This window comes from Stenotrophomonas sp. TWI377 (assembly GCF_039674525.1).
Taxonomy (GTDB): domain Bacteria; phylum Pseudomonadota; class Gammaproteobacteria; order Xanthomonadales; family Xanthomonadaceae; genus Stenotrophomonas.
Window position 1 is genome coordinate 51,302 of the sequence record NZ_JBDJNT010000009.1, and the last position, 18,925, is coordinate 70,226.

General features: G+C 67.5%; 15 protein-coding genes. 2 read left to right on the plus strand and 13 right to left on the minus strand.

Annotation, left to right across the window (positions count from 1 at the left end):
- Positions 1–169 precede the first annotated feature (169 nt).
- Positions 170–1,210, plus strand: a complete 1,041-nt coding sequence (locus ABE546_RS09545) for an oxidoreductase (protein WP_313211601.1) — start codon at positions 170–172, stop codon at positions 1,208–1,210.
- An 85-nt stretch (positions 1,211–1,295) separates the two neighbouring features.
- Here the strand turns inward: ABE546_RS09545 and gnd are convergent, their stop codons facing one another.
- The 7 genes from gnd to ABE546_RS09580 form a co-directional block, all read right to left on the minus strand.
- Positions 1,296–2,198 carry a phosphogluconate dehydrogenase (NAD(+)-dependent, decarboxylating) gene (gene gnd / locus ABE546_RS09550; protein WP_313211600.1) on the minus strand — a complete coding sequence of 301 codons (903 nt, stop codon included), beginning with the start codon at positions 2,196–2,198 and terminating at the stop codon, positions 1,296–1,298.
- A 3-nt stretch (positions 2,199–2,201) separates the two neighbouring features.
- A complete protein-coding gene (locus tag ABE546_RS09555) occupies positions 2,202–3,482 on the minus strand; it encodes a hypothetical protein (RefSeq protein ID WP_313211599.1) in 1,281 nt (426 codons plus the stop codon).
- Positions 3,483–3,504: 22 nt separating this feature from the next.
- Complete coding sequence (locus tag ABE546_RS09560; RefSeq protein ID WP_346463478.1) at positions 3,505–4,131, minus strand: DUF2242 domain-containing protein; 627 nt, start codon at positions 4,129–4,131, stop codon at positions 3,505–3,507.
- Between the two features lie 128 nt (positions 4,132–4,259).
- Positions 4,260–6,437 carry a carboxy terminal-processing peptidase gene (locus tag ABE546_RS09565; RefSeq protein ID WP_346463480.1) on the minus strand — a complete coding sequence of 726 codons (2,178 nt, stop codon included), beginning with the start codon at positions 6,435–6,437 and terminating at the stop codon, positions 4,260–4,262.
- 239 nt (positions 6,438–6,676) lie between these two features.
- Positions 6,677–7,690 (minus strand): lipoyl synthase, encoded by a 1,014-nt coding sequence (gene lipA / locus ABE546_RS09570; RefSeq protein ID WP_313211596.1) that lies wholly within the window; start codon positions 7,688–7,690, stop codon positions 6,677–6,679.
- A gap of 18 nt (positions 7,691–7,708) precedes the next feature.
- Positions 7,709–8,416 carry a lipoyl(octanoyl) transferase LipB gene (gene lipB, locus ABE546_RS09575; protein WP_313211595.1) on the minus strand — a complete coding sequence of 236 codons (708 nt, stop codon included), beginning with the start codon at positions 8,414–8,416 and terminating at the stop codon, positions 7,709–7,711.
- Positions 8,404–8,682: a DUF493 family protein gene (locus ABE546_RS09580; RefSeq protein WP_121041243.1), complete on the minus strand. Its 279-nt coding sequence runs from the start codon at positions 8,680–8,682 to the stop codon at positions 8,404–8,406. Before ABE546_RS09580 ends, lipB begins: the two co-directional genes overlap by 13 nt.
- Before the next feature lie 193 nt (positions 8,683–8,875).
- Here ABE546_RS09580 and ABE546_RS09585 point away from each other — a divergent pair, with 193 nt between their 5' ends.
- Entirely contained in the window at positions 8,876–9,940 is a 1,065-nt protein-coding gene (locus ABE546_RS09585; RefSeq protein ID WP_176988173.1) for a lipid A deacylase LpxR family protein, read from the plus strand.
- A 155-nt stretch (positions 9,941–10,095) separates the two neighbouring features.
- Here the strand turns inward: ABE546_RS09585 and ABE546_RS09590 are convergent, their stop codons facing one another.
- The 6 genes from ABE546_RS09590 to mrdA form a co-directional block, all read right to left on the minus strand.
- Complete coding sequence (locus ABE546_RS09590) at positions 10,096–11,319, minus strand: D-alanyl-D-alanine carboxypeptidase family protein (RefSeq protein ID WP_346463482.1); 1,224 nt, start codon at positions 11,317–11,319, stop codon at positions 10,096–10,098.
- Between the two features lie 105 nt (positions 11,320–11,424).
- Positions 11,425–12,744 (minus strand): septal ring lytic transglycosylase RlpA family protein, encoded by a 1,320-nt coding sequence (locus ABE546_RS09595; protein WP_313219571.1) that lies wholly within the window; start codon positions 12,742–12,744, stop codon positions 11,425–11,427.
- The gene (mltB, locus tag ABE546_RS09600) at positions 12,741–13,886 is read right to left on the minus strand and encodes a lytic murein transglycosylase B (protein WP_346463484.1); all 1,146 of its coding nucleotides are present in this window, start codon (positions 13,884–13,886) and stop codon (positions 12,741–12,743) included. The genes ABE546_RS09595 and mltB overlap by 4 nt, the downstream gene beginning before the upstream one ends.
- Before the next feature lie 601 nt (positions 13,887–14,487).
- Positions 14,488–15,588: a rod shape-determining protein RodA gene (gene rodA, locus ABE546_RS09605; RefSeq protein WP_313219570.1), complete on the minus strand. Its 1,101-nt coding sequence runs from the start codon at positions 15,586–15,588 to the stop codon at positions 14,488–14,490.
- Between the two features lie 166 nt (positions 15,589–15,754).
- A complete protein-coding gene (gene rodA / locus ABE546_RS09610; RefSeq protein WP_313213001.1) occupies positions 15,755–16,867 on the minus strand; it encodes a rod shape-determining protein RodA in 1,113 nt (370 codons plus the stop codon).
- Positions 16,864–18,924 carry a penicillin-binding protein 2 gene (mrdA, locus tag ABE546_RS09615; RefSeq protein WP_313212999.1) on the minus strand — a complete coding sequence of 687 codons (2,061 nt, stop codon included), beginning with the start codon at positions 18,922–18,924 and terminating at the stop codon, positions 16,864–16,866. The genes rodA (ABE546_RS09610) and mrdA overlap by 4 nt, the downstream gene beginning before the upstream one ends.
- Position 18,925 lies beyond the last annotated feature (1 nt).

The window sequence follows — 18,925 nt, forward strand, 5'->3', positions numbered from 1 at the left end:
TTCGAATTCCTTTGCGGATGTGCAGCCAGTGTCCGTGCACGGCCGTGGACAGGACGTGGGCGCCGCATAACGTTGCCGTGAACCACTCAGGTTGGCGCCGGATCGTTCAGATTTCCGCCCCGCGCGCGCAGCCGTTACGCTGTCCTGCCCCGTTATGTTGGAGCGCACCATGGCCGCCACACTTCAGGTCGCCTTGATCGGCTACGGGCTGGCCGGCAGCGTGTTCCATGCGCCGTTGATCCTGCATACGCCAGGGCTTGCACTGCACAGCATCGTCAGCTCGCAACGTGATCGCCTGCTGCGCAGCTTCACCGATGTGCGCATCTGCGATGACCCGCAGGCGGTGTTCGATGACCCGGCGGTGGACGCGGTGGTGATCGCCACGCCCAACGATGCGCATGCACCGCTGGCGCGCGCGGCACTGGCGGCGGGCAAACATGTGCTGGTCGACAAGCCCTTCGCGCTGTCCGTGGCGGAAGCCGAATCGGTGGTGCAGGCCGCGCACGACGCGGAGCGTGTGGTCACGGTGTTCCAGAACCGCCGCCACGATGCCGACTTCCTCACGCTCAAGCAGGTGATCGACAGCGGCAGTATCGGCCACGTCGCCGAATGCCATTCCCACTTCGACCGCTTCCGCCCGCAGGTGCGCGAGCGCTGGCGCGAAAGCGATGCGCCCGGCAGCGGGCTGTGGATGGATCTGGGGCCGCACCTGCTGGACCAGATGCTGCAGCTGTTCGGCTGGCCCGGCGCGATCAGTGTGGACCTGATGGCGCAGCGCGAACACGCGCTCGGCAACGACTACTTCCATGCGGTGCTGCATTACCCCCGGCATCGCGCGATCCTGCATGCCGGCTCGCTGGTGGCCGCCTCCGGTCCGCGCTTCATCGTGCATGGTGATGCCGGCAGCTATCTGAAGGACGGGCTGGACGTGCAGGAGGATCAGCTGCGGCGAGGCATTGCCCCGGGCGCCCCGGGCTGGGGACTGGACCCGCAGCACGGTCATCTGGTGCGGATCGATGCCGACGGGCACACCCGGCGCAGCACCGTGGACAACATGCCCGGCGATTACCGGGCGTTCTATGCGGCCTTCCGCGATGCAATGCTGGGCGTGGGCGAAGCGCCGGTCAGCACGGCGCAGGCGCTGCAGCTGATGCGCCTGCTGGATGCGGGCGCAGAGAGTGCACGCAGCGGGCGGCGGGTGACCCTTTGAATCGGTCACGCCAGCCCACGTAGCTCCACGCCATGCAGGAATGCGGGCCGGACGATGGGGTTCGGCCGGCCCGCATCGATCCGTATTACGTGGTCTTGATCGCGTGACCGCCGAACTCGTTGCGCATCGCCGCCAGCAGACGGTCGCTGAAGGAATTCTTCTCGCGCGAGCGCAACCGTTCGAGCAGTGACAGCGTGATCACCGGGGCCGGCACATCCAGATCGATCGCCTCGGCGACGGTCCAACGGCCTTCGCCGGAGTCTTCGACGTACGGCGCGATGCCATCCAGCTGCGGGTTGCGGCCCAGTGCATCGGCACTGAGATCGAGCAGCCACGAACGCACCACGCTGCCGTGCTGCCAGGCCTTGGCCACCTGCGCCAGATCGAGGTTGAACCCGGTCTTGTGCTGCATCAGCGCGAAGCCTTCCGCGTAGGCCTGCATCATCCCGTACTCGATGCCGTTGTGGACCATCTTGCAGAAGTGCCCTGCCCCGCTCGGCCCCACATGCGCCCAGCCACGGTCCTCGCCCGGCGCCAGGGTGCGGAAGATCGCCCCGATCCGTTCGACCGCCGCCGTGTCACCGCCGATCATCAGGCTGTAGCCCTCCTGCAGGCCCCACACGCCGCCGCTGGTGCCACAATCGATGTAGGTCACGTCCTCGCCCTGCAGCTGTTCGCTGCGGCGCATGGAGTCCTTGTAGTACGAGTTGCCGCCGTCGATCACCACATCGCCCTCGGACAGATGCGGCGAGAGTGATGCCAGGGTCTGGTCGACCACGCCGGCCGGCACCATCAGCCACACCACGCGCGGGACCGGCAGCGCGGCGAGCGTCTCGGCGATCGAGGCACTGACCTCGAACCCACGCGCGGCCGCCGCGCTGCGGGCGGCCTCACCCGGATCGACGCCGATCACGTGGTGGCCGCCACGGTGCAGCCGCTCGGCCATGTTCGCACCCATGCGGCCCAGCCCGATCATTGCAATATCCATGAATCACCTTTGCTCTGTTGTCGTGTTGTCTTGCGGGAACGCTGACGGCGGGGAATCGCACTGGCGAAGGCGTGCGTCGATCCAGCGCCGATACAGCGTGGTATGCAGGTTGTGCAGCCCCAGTTCGATCGCGAACGGTGTACGCGGATTGCGATCGAGCAGGCGTGCGATGTGGTACCCGATAGGACGTATACCCCGAGGATGCACGTAAATCAGGAACCCCTGGTAGAACGGATCGTCCAGCAAGGCATCCAGTTCCTTCAGCAGCGGTTGCTGCTCGGCCGGCACCTCGCGCCGCCAGATCGGATCGCGCTCGATCAGCAGCCGCTCGAACCGGCGCGGCCCCGGGCCCGGCATGCGCTGGGCCAGCGCCCAGATGCGCCGGTTGATCTGGTCGTAGTAGGCAAAGCCCTCGTGCTCGCGCAGCGCGCGTGCCGCCGCATCGCTGACATCGACCACCACGAAGTTCTCGGCCTGGTTGTTGATGTCGTCCAGGTACTTCCGCTCGAACACGTGCTCGATGAAACCGGGCGTGCCGACGAAGGCCTGCCGCCCGCGCAGGGCGGTCTGCTTCGCCTTGCCATCGGCCAGGAACTCACCGGCGTGCCGGCCGAGCAGGATGCTGTCGGTCTCGTGCAGGGTCAGGAAGGTGCCGATGGAGAGCTCATCGGCCGAGAACTCGCGATCGAACGCGGCATCGCCGTACAGCTCGCGCTGGGTCGCCAACTGCGCGACCTGGCGGCCGACCCCGCATTCGGCCCGTACGCGGCCCTCGTAGAAGGTCTGCAGTGCCGCGCTGTTGGCCTCGGCCGGCTGATAGCCGCGACCGAAGCTGCGGAAGCGCTCCCAGCCCTTGGCCTGCGCGCCGCCTGCACCGAAACCGATCCAGCCCAGCTGCAGTGCCGAGAAGCGGAAGCCATCGTTGTCCTGCAGCGCGGTCGTCGCGCGGCGCGTGGCGGCGCCAAGCTGGAAGGCATACGCGCAGACCGTGGCCGGGTCATCGAACAATGTGGGCAGCCAGGCCTGCCGCTGCGCCGCCGACCACTGGCGCGGCAGCTGCACACGCAGGTCGCCGGCGCTCTGGGCCTGGCGCAGATCGGCACGTTCGCAGACCGGACCACCGTGCACGACCGGCGCGGCGATATCAGCGGCGTCGACCTGCCAGCCGAGATCCTCGAGCACGCCCTGCGCGCAGGAGGCGGCGCTCCACGCGCTGGTCGCCGGGATCAGCCCCAGCAGCGCGGCGAGCGCACAGCGATGCCAGCGCCGCGATCCTGCTGCCATGACCTGCCCCACCCCCACCCGATCAGCGCAGCGATGCCGGGGTATCGCTCACCACCTCGGCAGGCGCCGACTCGACGGCCGTGGCAGGCGCCGCTGCCGGTGCTGCGGCCGCCGGCGGCGTCGGCTCGGGCACGGCCGGCAGGTACTGCTGCAGGCGCTCGAAGAAGCGGCGGTAGAAGGTGGCGTCCTGCACGGTGCTGCTGGCCACTTTCACCAGAGAGTCGTCGTTGCTGCCGAACGGCAGCGACACCGAGCCCAGTGCGCCCACGCCGACGCTGGCCGAGGTCGGGCTCTTCTTGAGTGCGTAGCGGTCCTGCACCGCACTGACGAACACCAGCGCCTGGTCGCCGCGCGGCGCACAGGAGATGCGCAGCACCAGTTGCTCGTGTTCTTCATCCTTGGGCTGGAAGTTCTTGTTGCCCTCCACGGCGTCATCGCCGGCGCGGGCGATCGCATAGCCCTGGCTGAGCAGGGTGCGGCGCGCGGCCTCGCAGGCCTGGGCCGGCGGGCCGGGCACGGTGCGCGAATAGGTATCGCCGGAGTCGAAGGACTCGCGGATCAGCGTGCTGTCAGCGGCGCGGCCGCCACAGGCGGTCAAGGCGGCGACCGCCGCCAGCAGCGGGATCGAACGTACACGACGAAAGCGCATGGCCGCTCCTGCGGAAATCCAGCCTGCAAGGATAGACCTGCGCACGTTGGCAGGAGGTGGAAATGCACAGGCCGCCCCGAAGGGCGGCCTGTGGAGTTGTCACCGGTTCAGCTGGGCTGCCGCGGCGGTCAGTCCGCCCAGCGGCCGACACCGGTCGACTGCGGCAGCACCTGGGCCGACAGCGGGCGGTCGGCCTCCAACAGGTTGACCGCATCGGCCAGGATCGCGGCCGACTCGCGCAGCAGCGGATCCGGACGCTTTTCGGCCGCCTTCTCACGCGCGGCATCCTTGACGATATCGCGCTCGTTGCCGGTCAGGCCGTCGTCATTGCTGTCATCGGCCAACGGATCCAGATCCAGACCCAGTTCCTTGCGGATGGCCTGGCGGTCGGTGCGTTGCCTGTCCTGCTTCTCACGCTCGGCGCGGCGCTCGGCCTCGTTGAGCGAGATGTACTTCTTGGCCTTCTCGGCGCGGAACTGCTCGACATCCTCGTTCCACCACTGGAACTCCTTGTCGGCAGCGATGCGCGTGTCGTGGCGGCTCTCCAGCTTGGGCAGCAGCGGGCCGAAGTTGCCGTACTGGGTGTGCGGCACGGCGGCGATACGGGTCCACGGCAGAGCGTTGTCGTAGGTGCTTTCGCCGTACTCGCTGGCGTCCACACTGGCCGGGAAGGCCAGATCCGGCACCACGCCCTTGTGCTGGGTGCTGCTGCCGCTGACGCGGAAGAACTGGGCGATGGTCAGCTTGACCTGGCCGAAGCGCTGGGTCTCGCCACTGGGCCAACGGTCGAGGTCGACGATGTTCTGCACGGTGCCCTTGCCGAAGGTGGTCTCACCGATCACCAGGCCACGGCCGTAATCCTGGATGGCGCCGGCGAAGATTTCCGACGCCGAAGCCGAGCCGCGGTTGATCAGCACGGCCAGCGGGCCGTCCCACGCCACCACTTCACTGCGGTCGCTGTTGACGGTGACGCGGCCACCGGACTCGCGCACCTGGACCACCGGGCCCTGTTCGATGAACAGACCGGTCAGTTCGATCGCTTCATCCAGCGAGCCACCGCCGTTGTTGCGCAGGTCCAGCACCACGCCATCGAGCTTGTCGGCCTTGAAGCCGGCCAGCAGCTTGGCCACGTCGCGGGTCGCAGAGGCATAGTCGGCGGCGTTGCGGCGGCGGCCTTCGAAGTCCTGGTAGAAGGTGGGCAACTTGATCACGCCGACCTTGCGGGCCGGCTCCCCATCCTTGGCCGGGATGGTCAGGGTCTCGCCCTTGGCGGCCTGTTCGGCCAGACGCACCTTCTGGCGGGTCAGCACCAGGGTGTGGTGCTTGCCGTCGACGCCCTCTTCGGCCGGAATGAACTCCAGGCGGACCTGGGTATCGCTCTTGCCGCGGATCTTGGCCACCACATCATCGATGCGCCAGCCGATCACGTCTTCCAGCGGACCGGACTTGCCCTGGCCCACGCCGACGATGCGGTCGCCCGGCTTCAGCGTGCCGTTGACCGCGGCCGGGCCACCGGCGATGACCTCGCGGATCACCACCATGTCGTCCTGGCGCTGCAGCTGCGCGCCGATGCCTTCCAGCGACAGCGACATCGCCTGGTTGAAGTTCTCGGCGGTGCGCGGGGTGAAGTAATCGGTGTGCGGATCCACGGCGCTGGTGTAGGCGTTGAGGAAGAACTGGAACACGTCCTCGCCCTTGAGCTCATTGACCGACTTTTCCAGCGTGGCATAACGCTTGTCCAGCGTCTTGCGGATCTCGGCCGGCTGCTTGCCGGCCAGCTTCAGGCGCAGCCAATCGTTCTTGACCGACTTGCGCCACAGATCGTCCAGTTCGGCGCTGCTCGCGGCCCACGGCACGTCCTTGCGGTCGTACTCGAACTTTTCATCGGTGCTGAAATCGAAATCGGTCTTGAGCAGCTTGCGCGCATAGCCGACACGCTCACCCACGCGCTGCTTGTAGACCGCGAACACCTGGAACGCCGGTTCCAGCTCGCCGCCGCGGATGGCGGTGGCGATGTTGGCCTCGAACGGGGCGAAGCGGGTGATGTCGGCCTGGGTGAAGAACTGCTTGCTGCTGTCGAGCGACTCCAGGTAGCGCTTGAAGACGTCCTTGGAGGTCGCCGCATCCAGTGCGCGCGGCCGGTAGGCGTATCGGCTGTCCGAGAGCAGTCCGTAGACCAGCTTGGAGGTGGTCACCTGGTCGGCCGTGGCAGCCGAAGGCAGCGCGGGCGAATCGGCGTAGGCGGCCAGTGCCATGGGCGCGGTGAGCGCCAGGGCCATCAGGAATGCGGGGGCTTTGAATTTCATGGACTAGCTCGTGGCACCTTGCCAAGGGAGAGACTGCGTGCATTACAGACACCACGACAGTGCCGAAAGTTGCCGCGTTTGTCACCGGGGCCTTCAGCCTACCGAGGCCGTTGGAGAAATTTGTGAATACCGGGGAGAACGGCGGGCAGGCACAGGCCTGCGGCCATCCGCGGTTCAGGGCCGCGGCCGGGGAAAGACGAGTGGGGATTGGCAGAACGGGCCCCGAAGGGCCCGCGGGATCAACCGGCGACGCCGGCGTCGGCCGCCTGGCGGTCGGCATGGTAGGACGAACGCACCATCGGCCCGGAAGCGACGTGGCTGAAGCCCAGCGCATTGCCGTACTCCTCCAGCGCCTTGTACTCCTCGGGGGTCCAGTAACGCAGCACCGGGTGGTGATGCGCGGTCGGCTGCAGGTACTGGCCGATCGTGATCATGTCCACGTCGTGCTCGCGCAGGTCGCGCAGCGTGGCCTGCACCTGCTCCAGGGTCTCGCCGAGGCCGAGCATGATGCCGGACTTGGTGGCGATCTCCGGGTGCTGGGCCTTGAACTTCTTGAGCAGGGTCAGCGACCACTGGTAATCCGCGCCCGGGCGCACGTTGCGGTACAGGTCCGGCACGGTTTCGATGTTGTGGTTGAACACATCCGGCGGGTTGGTCGCCAGGATCTCCAGCGCGCGCTCCATGCGGCCCTTGCCACGGAAATCCGGGGTCAGCACTTCGATCTTGGTCTTGGGCGACCTGGCACGGATGGCACCGATGCAGTCGGCGAAGTGCTGGGCACCGCCGTCGCGCAGGTCATCGCGATCGACGCTGGTCACCACCACATACTTCAGGCCCATGTCGGCCACGGTCTGGGACAGGCTGGCCGGTTCATTGGCGTCCGGCGGCTTGGGCCGGCCGTGGGCGACGTCGCAGAACGAGCAACGACGGGTGCAGACCTCGCCGAGGATCATGAAAGTCGCGGTGCCGTGGCTGAAGCACTCGTGGATGTTGGGGCAGCTGGCTTCCTCGCAGACCGTGACCAGGCGGTTCTCACGCAGCTTGGCCTTGAGGTTCTGCACGGCGTTGCCGGAGGGAATCCGCACGCGGATCCACGACGGCTTGCGCAGCACCGGCACGTCGGCGAACTGCACCGGCGAGCGGCCGATCTTGTCACCGCCGATCTGTTTGACGCCCGTCTGCAACGGGGCGGCGGACGGCGTGTCGCCCTGCACAACCTGCAGGGGAATGAGGCGAGCGGTGGTTTCAGTCATGGCCTTGGTCGGCGGCGTTCACGCCGCGTCAGTCAAATCGGGTAGTTCAGCGGCCGGCTCGAGGTCCAGGCCGAACTGGCGGGCCAGATGGCCCAGCAGCACCGGCGTGACGGCCGCCATGCCGGACGGTCCCCCCAAGTCTACCACCGAGGTCACCTGCAGCCCTTGATAGCCACAGGGGTTGATCCGGCGGAACGGTTCCAGGTCCATGGCCACATTGAAGGACAGGCCATGGAAAGTGCAGCCGCGGCGGACGCGGATGCCGAGCGCGGCCACCTTGGCCCCGCCCACGTAGACCCCGGGCGCGCCATCCAGGCGCTCGGCGCCGATGTTCCAGTCGCCCAGGGTGTCGATGATGGCCTGTTCGATCCGGCACACGTAGTCGCGCACGCCGATCCCCAGTCGCCGCAGCTGCAGCAGCGGGTAGATCACCAGCTGGCCGGGGCCGTGGTAGGTCACCTGGCCGCCACGGTCGACATGCAGAACGGGAATATCGCCCGGGGCGAGCACGTGCTCGTCCTTGCCGGCCTGGCCCAGGGTGAACACCGGGTCGTGCTCGACCACCCACAGTTCATCGCGGGTGGCATCGGTGCGGGCATCGGTGAAACGCTGCATGGCGTGCCAGACCGGGGCATAGGGCTGGCGGCCGAGGTCACGCACGAGGGCCGGTTGTGGCGCCCGGTCGCCCGGGGCCGCGGCAGTGGCGCAGCTGGCTACAGCGTCCACTTCACTTCCGGGTGGTCGCGCAGCGCGTTGTGGGCGGCATCGTACTGTTCGCGGTTGTCGGCCTTGAACACCAGTCGCACGGACACGTACTTGCCGTTGGACGAGTGTTTCCAGCTGACCCGTTCGGTCAGTACTTCCAGGCCGGCGAGCTCGAGCAGGCGCGGCAGTTCGCGTTCCAGGTCATTGCCGGCCGCGCCCATGGCGCTGAGTTCGAACTGGCCGGGGAACTGGAAGCCGTGGTCGGGGTTGTCAGACTTGATCTCCATGACCCGGATTATGGGGATGCCCGCGCCCGAACCCAAGCACTGCTTGATCGTGCGCACAGCGGTACCGAACGGCACGTGAAAACGCCTGTATCGCCACTGATACGCAGCAGTGCGTGCGCAGCGCTGTTCACAGGATCACGCTCTGACTACGCTGTACCAGCTTAAGAAAGAATAAATCCCTGTCTGGTATCCCATGTCCTTGAAGCCCTTCGCGCTGCCGGCCGCGCTTGCCGGTGTCCTCGCCCTGGCGGCGCCTGCCGCCCAGGCTGCCTCCCAATGCGGGCCCGATGCGATGCGCGAGCATCCGCCGCAGGTCAATTTCCGCGTTGACAACGATCTGTTCGGCGGCAAGGACCAGGATCAGGGCTATACCAACGGGGCCCAGATCACCTTCGTGTCGCCGAATCTGGTCGACTACACCGACGACCCATGCCTGCCGCGCCTGGCGCGCTGGGTCAACAGCCACCTGGAGCGGCTGCACCCGGGCGAGTTCGAACAGCAGAACATGATCTTCAGCCTGGCCCAGGGAATTTTCACCCCGACCGATTTCACCCGGAAGGACCTGATCGAAGATGACCGCCCGTATGCGGGCGTGCTGATCGGCAGCTTCGGGTACAACGCGCGCCGCGGCGACCGGCTGCAGACAACGCAGCTGGCGTTGGGCGTGGTCGGGCCCTGGGCACAGGGCGAAGAAGTGCAGAACGCGGTGCACGAGCTGCTGGGCGATGAGAAGTTCCAGGGCTGGGACAACCAGCTGCACAACGAGCCGGTGTTCATGCTGACCCACGAGCGGATGCGCCGGTGGCCGGCCGATGCCACGGAGAACCTGGGCGGCTGGGGCTGGGATGCGATCAGCCATTACGGTGGCGCGGTGGGCAACCTGGCCACGCACCTCAATGCCGGTGGCGAAGTGCGCTTCGGCTGGAAGCTGCCGGACGATTTCGGTAGCACCCCCCTGCGCCCGGCCGGTGAGAACACGGCGCCGACGCGCGGTGGCAAGCCGAGCGGGTGGTCGTGGCATCTGTTCGCCACGACCGATGCGGCGTGGGTGATCCGCGATATCACGCTGGACGGCAACACGTTCCGCAACAGCCACAGTGTCGACAAGCGACATGTGGTCGGCCAGGCCGGGTACGGGCTGGCGGTGATGCGTGGGCGCTGGAAGTTCGCGCTGGCGCGCTACCACAGCACGCGCGAGTTCGATGGGCAGCGCGAGGCGCCGGTGTTTGGCAGCTTCACGATCAGCCGGTCGCTGTAAGTGCGAGGAGCCGGCCAGCGGCCGGCACTACCCGGATCCGCACCGGTTCACGTGGTAGCTGCCGACCGTTGGTCGGCACACCCCCACACGGCCCATCGCCCACCCAAAAAAAAGACCGGCATGCGCCGGTCTTTTTTCACTGCGGTCGAACCGGATTACTCCGATTCCCACCACATCCAGAAGCTGTCCCACAGACGCTTGAAGAAGCCGGCTTCTTCCACGGCGGCCACGGCCACCAGCGGCGCCTGGGCGACGACCTGGTTGTCCAGCATCACCTTCAGCGTGCCGACCTGCTGGCCAGCGGTGAACGGGGCCTCGAGGGTCTTGGGAACATCGATGCTCGGCTTGAGATCGTTGTAGCGGCCGCGCGGGACGCTGACCAGCATCGGCTGGGCCACGCCCAGCTGCAGCGTGGTGGTCTTGCCCTTCCACACCTTGTGCTCGGCCACGACCTTGCCCGGCTCGTACATGCGGTGGGTTTCGAAGAAGCGGAAGCCCCAGTTGAGCAGCGCCAGGCTGTCATCGGCGCGCTGCTTTTCCGAACCGCCACCGAGGACCACCGCCACCAGACGCTGGTCGCCGCGCTGGGCCGAACTCATCAGGCAGTAGCCGGCTTCGGAGGTATGGCCGGTCTTGATGCCGTCCACGCTCTGGTCGCGCCACAGCAGCAGGTTGCGGTTGGGCTGGGTGATGTTGCCCACGGTGAATTCCTTCACCTTGTTGTAGGCGTAGGTCTCCGGGTAGTCACGCACCATCGCGCGGCCCAGCAGCGCCAGGTCATAGGCGGTGGTGTGGTGGCCCGGGGCGCTCAGACCATGGGCGTTGACGAAGTGGGAGTCCTTCATGCCGATCTTGGCGGCGTAGCTGTTCATCAGCGAGGCGAAGGCTTCTTCGCTGCCGGCGACGTGCTCGGCCAGGGCGATCGCGGCATCGTTGCCGGACTGGATCGCCATGCCCTTTTCCATGTCTTCCAGGCGCGCGGTCTGGTTGACCGGGAAGCCGCTGTAGCTGCCGTCGGTACCGGCGCCGCCCTCGCGCCAGGCGCGCTCGCTCATCATCACCTGGTCGTCGGTACGGACCTTGCCGTTCTTGACCTCGGCGGCCACGACATACGAGGTCATCACCTTGGTGATGCTGGCCGGGGCCAGTTGTTCGTGCACGTTTTCACCGGCCAGGACCTGCCCGGTGGCGTAATCCATCAGGATCCAGGCCTTGGAGACGCTGGGCTTCGGGGCCGGCGGCGTGGCCACGGTGGCCGGTGCGGCGGCGGCGGGAGCGGGAGCAGGCGCCGGTGCCGGGGTCGGCAAGGGGGTCTGGGCGGAAACCATGCCCACGAACAGGGTCGTGGCCATGGCAGCGGCGGCAAAGCGGAATTTCATCGGACAGCAAGCTCCTGGAGGGCGCCAAGGGGGGATGAGGGATAACGGGCATTGTAGGCCCAAGGAGCGGCGGCACGCGCTGGCGTGCCGCGGGCAGCGGAAGGCTCAGTCCTTCACGATCTGCGGCGCCCCGAAGCCCAGACCGGCAATCCGGCCGGCAAGTTCCGAGGCACTGGCATGGTCGGGGGCCGGCACGCGCAGGCGCCACAGGGTGCGCCCGCCACTGACGATGTCACTGATGCTGGCCCCGGCGATCCCCGCCGAGGACAACTGGCCGAGCGCACGGGTGGCGTTGTCGCGGCTGGCAAAGCTGGCGACCTGCAGCAGCACGCTGCCGAGCACCTGCTGGGAGAGCGTCGCGCTGGGCGCCGGTGCCGGGCGCGCTGCAGGTGCGGCGGCGGGCAACGCGGCCACCGCGACCGGGGCGCTGTTGACGCTGGCGGCCTGGGTGGTGGCGGGCTTGCCGGTCGCCACGCGCACGCCGTTGTCGCGCATCCAGTGATCGAAGTTGTCGGCGTTGCCCGGCTTGGCCGAGTCGGCCACGCGGTAGCGGTACTGCTCGCCAGCCGGCTTGGCGGCGGCTGCCGTGGCCGTGGCGGCCGGCAGCTTGCCGACCAGGGCATCCATGTCGCTGGCGCGGCGTGCCGCGGCAGCGCTGGCCGTGGTCGCGGCCGCCGCAGCGGCGGCAACCTCGCGGCGCTCGCGACGGCTGGGCTTGTCGGCCAGCAGGTTGTCATCCCCCGGGGCCAGCGCGCGTACTTCCACGTTGCCGGTGCCGCGCTGGGTGATGCCCAGGCGCACCGCGGCGGCATAACTGAGGTCGACCACGCGGCCATCGTGGAACGGGCCACGATCGTTGACCCGCACGATCACCGATTCGCCGTTGTCCAGGTTGGTGACGCGGGCGAAGCTCGGCAACGGCAGCGTCTTGTGCGCGGCGGTGAAGGCGTACATGTCGTACACCTCGCGGTTGGAGGTCAGGCGCCCATGGAACTTGGCGCCGTAATACGAGGCCGTGCCCTTCTCGGCATAGCCGCGGGTCTTGTCCATCACCTGGTACTGCTTGCCCAGCACCACGTACGGCGATTTGTTGCCGATCGCCGAGCGCGGCAGATCGACCACTTCCGGCTCCGGGATGCAGGCCACGTTGGGGATGTAGGTGGGGGTGCTGTCATTCACGCCGGGCTTGTACAGGCCGCCGGCGCGGTAGTCACCGCGCGTGCTCGGATCTTCCGCCGCCGCCTTGTAGGGCGACCCGTCAGGACAATGCGCCGGGCGTCCGCCCTTGCCCTGCACCACCGCGCCGGACGGTTTGCTGCTGCCGGCAGTGCTGCCACCCGGTTTTTTCGGCGCACTGCTGCAGGCGGCCAGTGCCAGTATCAACAGACCCGGGATCAGCCATCTGGAGCGTGCGATCGTGTTCATGCCGGCGGCAACTCCTGTCCGGCGATGGCCTGGGACAACTGGTACACGGCCATCGCGTACATTTTCGAGAGGTTGTAGCGGGTAATGGCGTAGTAATTCTGGAAGCCCAGCCAGTACTGCTTGCCGGTGCTGCCTTCCAGCGTGATCGGGGTGGCGGTCAGGCCGGCCGCGACCGGGACGCTGGGCTGGTAACCGCGCTGGGCCAACTGGGACAAGGTCCAGGTCGGTGCCCATTCGGTCGGATTGAATTCTTCGCGACCGGCCTGCAGCGTGGCCGGCACGGCGACCGGGCCACCGCGCACCCAACCGCCCTTCTTGACGAAGTAATTGGCGATCGACGAGAAGACGTCATCGTAGCTGTTGAACAGATCGCGACGGCCATCGCCGTTGCCATCCACCGCATAGTCGAGATAGCTGGACGGCATGAACTGGCCCATGCCCATCGCGCCGGCGTAGCTGCCCTTGATCGCGGTGATGTCGAGCTTCTCGTCGCGGGTCAGCGCGAACAGGCGCGCCAACTCGTCGCGGAAGAACAGCTCACGGCGCACTTCGCGCTCCAGCTTGGCCGGATCGCCGCTGCGCGGGTATTTGAAGGCCAGCGTGTACAGCGCATCGAGCACGCGGTAACTACCGGTGTTGCCGCCGTAGCTGGTTTCCACGCCGATGATCGCCACGATCACTTCGGCCGGCACGCCGGTGCGCTGCTGCACGCGCATCAGCTCCTCGCGGTGCTGGGCGAGGAATTTCTTTCCCCCCTCGATCCGCGCCTGGCTGATGAACATCGGCCGGTATTCGTTCCACGGTTTGACCCGCTCGGCCGGGCGCGACATCGCGGCGATGATCGGATCACGGATCTGCGCCTGGGCGAGGGTTGCCTGGATCTGCGCGGCGGGAATCCCGTAGCGGGCGGCGGTGTCACGCACGAAGTTGGCGCGGGCCACCTCGAAGGGCACCGGGGTCAGATCGACCGGGGCGGCATTGGCACCGGCGGCTTCGGGGGCGGCTTCGGCGGGCCCCTTGTTGCCGGCGGCCGGCGTGACCGGGACACCCGAGGCCTGCGGCGTCGGTGAAGGAGTCTGCGGCTGGGTCGCACAAGCGACCAAACCGAGCGTGAGCATGCAGGCCAGGGAGCGTCGAATCATCGCGGCAGGTTAGCAGGTCATGGATGAATTAAAACCCCTAAGACCATGAATCTCAACGGATTGCCTGAGTTTCTTTGCGGCCGTTAAGCCCGTGTGTAGACAGGTCCTGCCTCCCCCGCCCATTCATAGTCTGACGAAGACGCCGTCGCCGTCTCGAACGCGCGGCAATGCGGCCAGGCGCATGTCCGGCTCACCGCAGCCGCCCGGCGAAGGGCCATCGAGCAACGCACGTCTCACTTTTGAGAAAGATGCAGAAGGCACAAGAGGTTCGCCGGTTGCGTCCCCATCCCCGCAGACGCAACCGGCCAAACCGGACCCGATCGGCAGCGGCGCGGCGCGCATCTCCCCAGCGCGCGCCTCGCCCCTCTGCCTGTTGGGTCAACTACTCCCCGCCAGACTCCCCATCCGCGATGCTTGGCTCAGCGCGTCGTTGTTGGCGGGCCGCCATTGTGCAGGCCGTTTACGACAAGTCCATTGATCGAGATCAAGTCACTCCATATCTGTGCGCCACTTCTCACTTTTATCTCCAGGTGTTGACAACGTTTGCACCTGAAACCGTTTTCGTGTGCTGGGCATGCGCAATCGCGGTCGCGCCGACAGCTCATGTCGCATGGACGGGCTGATGCTGCCGCGCCGCCATCACCAGCCCGAAGCTGGCCAGCAGTGAGACCGCCGAAGTGCCGCCATAACTGATCAGCGGCATTGGCACGCCCACCACCGGCAACAGGCCGGAGATCATGCCGCCGTTGACCAGCACATAGACGAAGAAGACCAGGCCGGTGGTGCCCACCAGCAGGCGCGAATAACCACAACGCGACTGGCTGGCGATCCACAGGCAGCGCGCGGTGACGAACAGGAACAGGCTGAGCACCACCGCCACGCCGACCCAGCCGAATTCCTCGGCCAGCACCGAGAAGGCGAAATCCGTGGTGTATTCGGGCAGGAAATCCAGCGTGGCCTGGGTGCCCTGCCCCCAGCCTTTGCCATGCATGCCGCCCGAGCCGATCGCGATCTTGGACTGGATGATGTTCCAGCCGGTGCCCAGCGGATCGTTCTCCGGATACAGGAAGGTCAGCACGCGATCCTTCTGGTATTGCCGCAGCAGGCCGAACCAGGCCAGCGGCGCGGCCACCGACAACCCACCCAGCGCGACGGCCATCCACCACCAGCGCAGGCCGGCCAGCAACAGCGCGAATACCCCGCTCGCGGTCACCAGCGTGGCCGTGCCCAGGTTGGGCTGCAGCAGGATCAGCACCGCCGGGCCACCGATCAGCAACGCGGCGGTCAGCACCGCGCGCGGCCGTGGTGGCAACGGCTGCTTGTGCAGGTACCAGGCCATCATCATCGGCAGACTGAGCTTGAGCAGCTCGGAAGGCTGCAGGTAGAACACGCCCAGGTTCAACCAGCGCTGGCCGTACTTGCCGGTGCCGACCACATAGACGGCCAGCAGTGGCAGCAAGGACAACGTGTAGATCCAGGGTGACCACGCGCGCAGCGTCACCACCGGCAGCCGCGACAGCCCCCACAGTGCGGCAAGCCCGGCGCCGTAGCGCATCGCCTGTGCATGCACGGGCCCGTCCACGCTGTGCAGGACGGCCAGGCCGGCCACCATCAGCAGGCACAGCGCGCCCACCAGGGGCAGATCCAGGGTGCGGAAAAAGAAATGGAACACGGCGCGTGCGCGCTGCAGTAGTTCGACCATGCGGACGACTCCTGTGGATGACGCGACGCACAGCGGGAGGCGACACGGCGAACAGAAAGCGGACCCGTCAGGCAGGCCGGCGCGAGCGCAGGACCGTAACACGCGCGGGCGCCGCAATCCTTAGCCGATGCGTACCGCCGGGCGACGGCGCACGCATCGCGTCTGCTCAGCCGTAGCCGCCGTGCACCGGATTGTGGCGACGCACCGCCATCACCAGCCCGAAGCCGGCCAACAGCGAGACCGCCGAGGTACCGCCGTAACTGATCAACGGCATCGGCACACCGACCACCGGCAGCAGGCCGGAAATCATGCCGCCGTTGACCAGCACATAGACGAAGAACGCCAGCCCGGTCGCGCCGGCCAGCAGCCGCGAATAGGTATCGCGCGACTGCGAGGCGATCCACAGGCAACGCCCGATCACCACCAGGTACAACGCGAGCACGATCGCCACGCCGATCCAGCCGAATTCTTCGCTCAGCACCGAGAAGGCGAAATCGGTGGTCTGCTCGGGAATGAAGTTCAGGTGCGACTGCGAGCCCTGCCCCCAACCCTTGCCATCGAAGCCGCCCGAGCCGATCGCGATCTTGGACTGGATGATGTTCCAGCCGGCGCCGAGCGCATCGCTTTCCGGGTCCATGAACATCATGATGCGGTCTTTCTGGTACGGCCGCAGCAGCCAGAACCAGGCCACCGGCGCGGCCGCAGCCACACCGCCGACCGCCACACCTACCCACCACCAGGGCAGGCCGGCCAGCAGCAGCACGAACGCGCCGCTGGCAGCGATCAGCACACCGGTGCCGAAGTCCGGCTGCAGCATCACCAACCCGGTCGGCACGCCGATGATCACCGCACTGGTCAGCACGGTGGAGAAGCGCGGCGGCAGCGGCATGCGATGCAGATACCAGGCCACCATCATCGGCAGGCTGACCTTGAGCAGCTCGGCCGGCTGCAGGTAGAACAGCTTCAGATCCAGCCACTGGCGGCCGTACTTGCCGGTGCCCAGCACGAACACGGCCAGCAGCGGGATCATGGAGACTGCATAGATCAGCGGCGTGGCCGAACGGATGCGCAGGATCGAGATCCGCGAAATCGCCCACATCGCGCCCAGGCCAACCGCGAAGCGCGCCCCCTGGGCGAACACCAGGCCGTCACCTCCAGCGCTCTTGAGCACGGCCAGGCCCATCAGCATCAGCGCGGCCAGGGCCAGGCACAGCACCCAGTCCAGCGAGCTGCTGAAGCGGACGGCCATGTCGACCGCCCAGCGCAGGAAGACCTTCATCGTGGCCGCTCCGGTGCGGTCGGGGGTGGGGTGGCACTGGGAACGGGTGCACCGGGGTCCGGCGCGGGCGCGGGCGCAGGCAGGCCCACCACCACCGGCATCAGCTCCAGCGCAGCCACGGCGGCGTCGCCCGCCTCGCGCACGGCGCCATCGCCGCCATCGAAGGCGGTGATCCCGATCGCGGTCGTGCCGCGCTCGCTGTCCAGCGGCTCCAGGCCATCGGGCATTTTGCCGAGCAGCCAGGCGTCGAAAATCTTGCGTGCGATGGGCGCCGCGGCGGAGCCGCCGTAGCCGCCGCCCTCGACCGCGATCGCCACGGCGATCACCGGATGGTCGGCCGGCGCGAAACCCACGAACAGCGCGCGATGGCGCAGATGCAGTGGCAGGCTGCGCGGGTTGACCGCTGCCGTACCGCGCCGGCTGATCACCTGTGCCGTACCGGTCTTGCCCGCCATCACGTACGGCGCGCCTGCGGCCGCACGCGCGCCGCTGCCGCCGGGCTGCATGGTGCCCATCATGCCCTCGCGCACCGCCTGCAGATTGCTCGGCGTGGGGCTGATCGGCTTGCTCTCGCCCGGCGGCGTGGCCGTCCAGTCCGCATCGAAACCGGCGCGCTGCTGCATCACCAGATGCGGCTGGCGCAGCTGGCCATCGGCGATGCCGGCCACGCCGTGCACCAGCTGCAGCGGGGTGACCTTCCAGTCGCCCTGGCCGATGCTGACGTTGACCGTATCACCGGGATACCAGCGCTCTTTGCGTGCCTTGAACTTGGCCGCCGGCGAGGGCAGGATGCCGCCGATCTCGCCGGTCAGATCGATGCCGGTCGGTGCGCCGAACCCGTAGTAGCCCATGTAGTGGTCGAAGCGATCGATGCCCAGATCCAGCGCCAGCTTGTAGTAGTACGTGTTGACCGACTGGGTGATCGACTTGCGCAGATCGGTCCAGCCATGCCCGCCACGGTTGGCATCGCCCCAACCGCGGGAGGTACCCGGCAGATAGAACATGCCGGTGGACAGGATCTTGTCTTCCGGTCTGCGCACGCCACTGTCCAGGCCGGCCAGGCCGATCAGCGGCTTGATCGTCGAGCCGGGCGCGACGCCGCCCAGCACCAGGCGGTTGAACTGCGGCCGCGAGGGGTTGTCGTTGAGCGCCTTGAAATCGGCATGCGAGATGCCGTTGACGAACAGGTTGGGGTCGTAGGACGGCAGGCTGACCATCGCCAGCACTTCGCCGGTGCGCGGGTCCATCGCCACCGCCGCCCCTTCGAACTCGCCGAAGGCGGCGACCATCGCGCGCTGCAGATCGGCATCGATGGACAGGCGCAGATCGCTGCCCGACTGCGCCGCGACCCGGCCGATGGTACGGATCGCCCGGCCCTGCACGTTGGTCTCGACCTGCTCGTAGCCGACCTTGCCGCGCAGCTGCTGCTCGTAATAGCGCTCCAGCCCGGACTTGCCGATGTGGGTCAGCGCCGCATTGCCCTCGCCCAGCATCTCCAGATCCTTGTCATCGACCCGGCCGACGTAGCCGATGATGTGCGCGAACAGATCGCCGTACGGATAGCGACGGGTCAGGTACGGCTCCAGCTCCACGCCGGGGAAGCGCCAGCGGTCCACCGCGAAGCGCGCCATCTCCTCATCGGTGACACGCAGCTTCAGGGTGACCGGCAGGAAACTGCGACGGGCCTTGCGCGACTTGTTGAAGGTCTCGATGTCTTCCGGGCTCAGCGCGAGGATCTTCGACAGGCCCGCCAGGGTGGCGTCCATGTCCTTGACCTTGTCCGGGGTGATGTCCAGGCGGAACGCCGGCACGTTCTCGGCCAGCAGCCGGCCGTTGCGGTCGTAGATCATCCCGCGCCCCGGCACCACCGGCCGCGGCTTGATCCGGTTGGCCTCCGAGCGCGTGGCGTAGATGTCGTGGTCCATCACCTGCAGCTTGAAGTACCACCCCCCCAGGCCGAACAGGCACACCAGCACGCCAAGGAAGCCCAGCGCGGCACGGCGCCGGAACTGTTCTGCCTCGGCATGCGGATTCTTGGCCTGGCGGCGCATGTACATG

Bases quoted from the DNA above. Each gene is read 5' to 3' on its own strand.
- ABE546_RS09545 (WP_313211601.1), top strand. From the start codon at position 170: ATGGCCGCCACACTTCAGGTCGCCTTGATCGGCTACGGGCTGGCCGGC.
- gnd (WP_313211600.1), bottom strand. From the start codon at position 2,198: ATGGATATTGCAATGATCGGGCTGGGCCGCATGGGTGCGAACATGGCC.
- ABE546_RS09555 (WP_313211599.1), bottom strand. From the start codon at position 3,482: ATGGCAGCAGGATCGCGGCGCTGGCATCGCTGTGCGCTCGCCGCGCTG.
- ABE546_RS09560 (WP_346463478.1), bottom strand. From the start codon at position 4,131: ATGCGCTTTCGTCGTGTACGTTCGATCCCGCTGCTGGCGGCGGTCGCC.
- ABE546_RS09565 (WP_346463480.1), bottom strand. From the start codon at position 6,437: ATGAAATTCAAAGCCCCCGCATTCCTGATGGCCCTGGCGCTCACCGCG.
- lipA (WP_313211596.1), bottom strand. From the start codon at position 7,690: ATGACTGAAACCACCGCTCGCCTCATTCCCCTGCAGGTTGTGCAGGGC.
- ABE546_RS09580 (WP_121041243.1), bottom strand. From the start codon at position 8,682: ATGGAGATCAAGTCTGACAACCCCGACCACGGCTTCCAGTTCCCCGGC.
- ABE546_RS09585 (WP_176988173.1), top strand. From the start codon at position 8,876: ATGTCCTTGAAGCCCTTCGCGCTGCCGGCCGCGCTTGCCGGTGTCCTC.
- ABE546_RS09590 (WP_346463482.1), bottom strand. From the start codon at position 11,319: ATGAAATTCCGCTTTGCCGCCGCTGCCATGGCCACGACCCTGTTCGTG.
- ABE546_RS09595 (WP_313219571.1), bottom strand. From the start codon at position 12,744: ATGAACACGATCGCACGCTCCAGATGGCTGATCCCGGGTCTGTTGATA.
- mltB (WP_346463484.1), bottom strand. From the start codon at position 13,886: ATGATTCGACGCTCCCTGGCCTGCATGCTCACGCTCGGTTTGGTCGCT.
- rodA (WP_313219570.1), bottom strand. From the start codon at position 15,588: ATGGTCGAACTACTGCAGCGCGCACGCGCCGTGTTCCATTTCTTTTTC.
- rodA (WP_313213001.1), bottom strand. From the start codon at position 16,867: ATGAAGGTCTTCCTGCGCTGGGCGGTCGACATGGCCGTCCGCTTCAGC.
- mrdA (WP_313212999.1), bottom strand. From the start codon at position 18,924: ATGTACATGCGCCGCCAGGCCAAGAATCCGCATGCCGAGGCAGAACAG.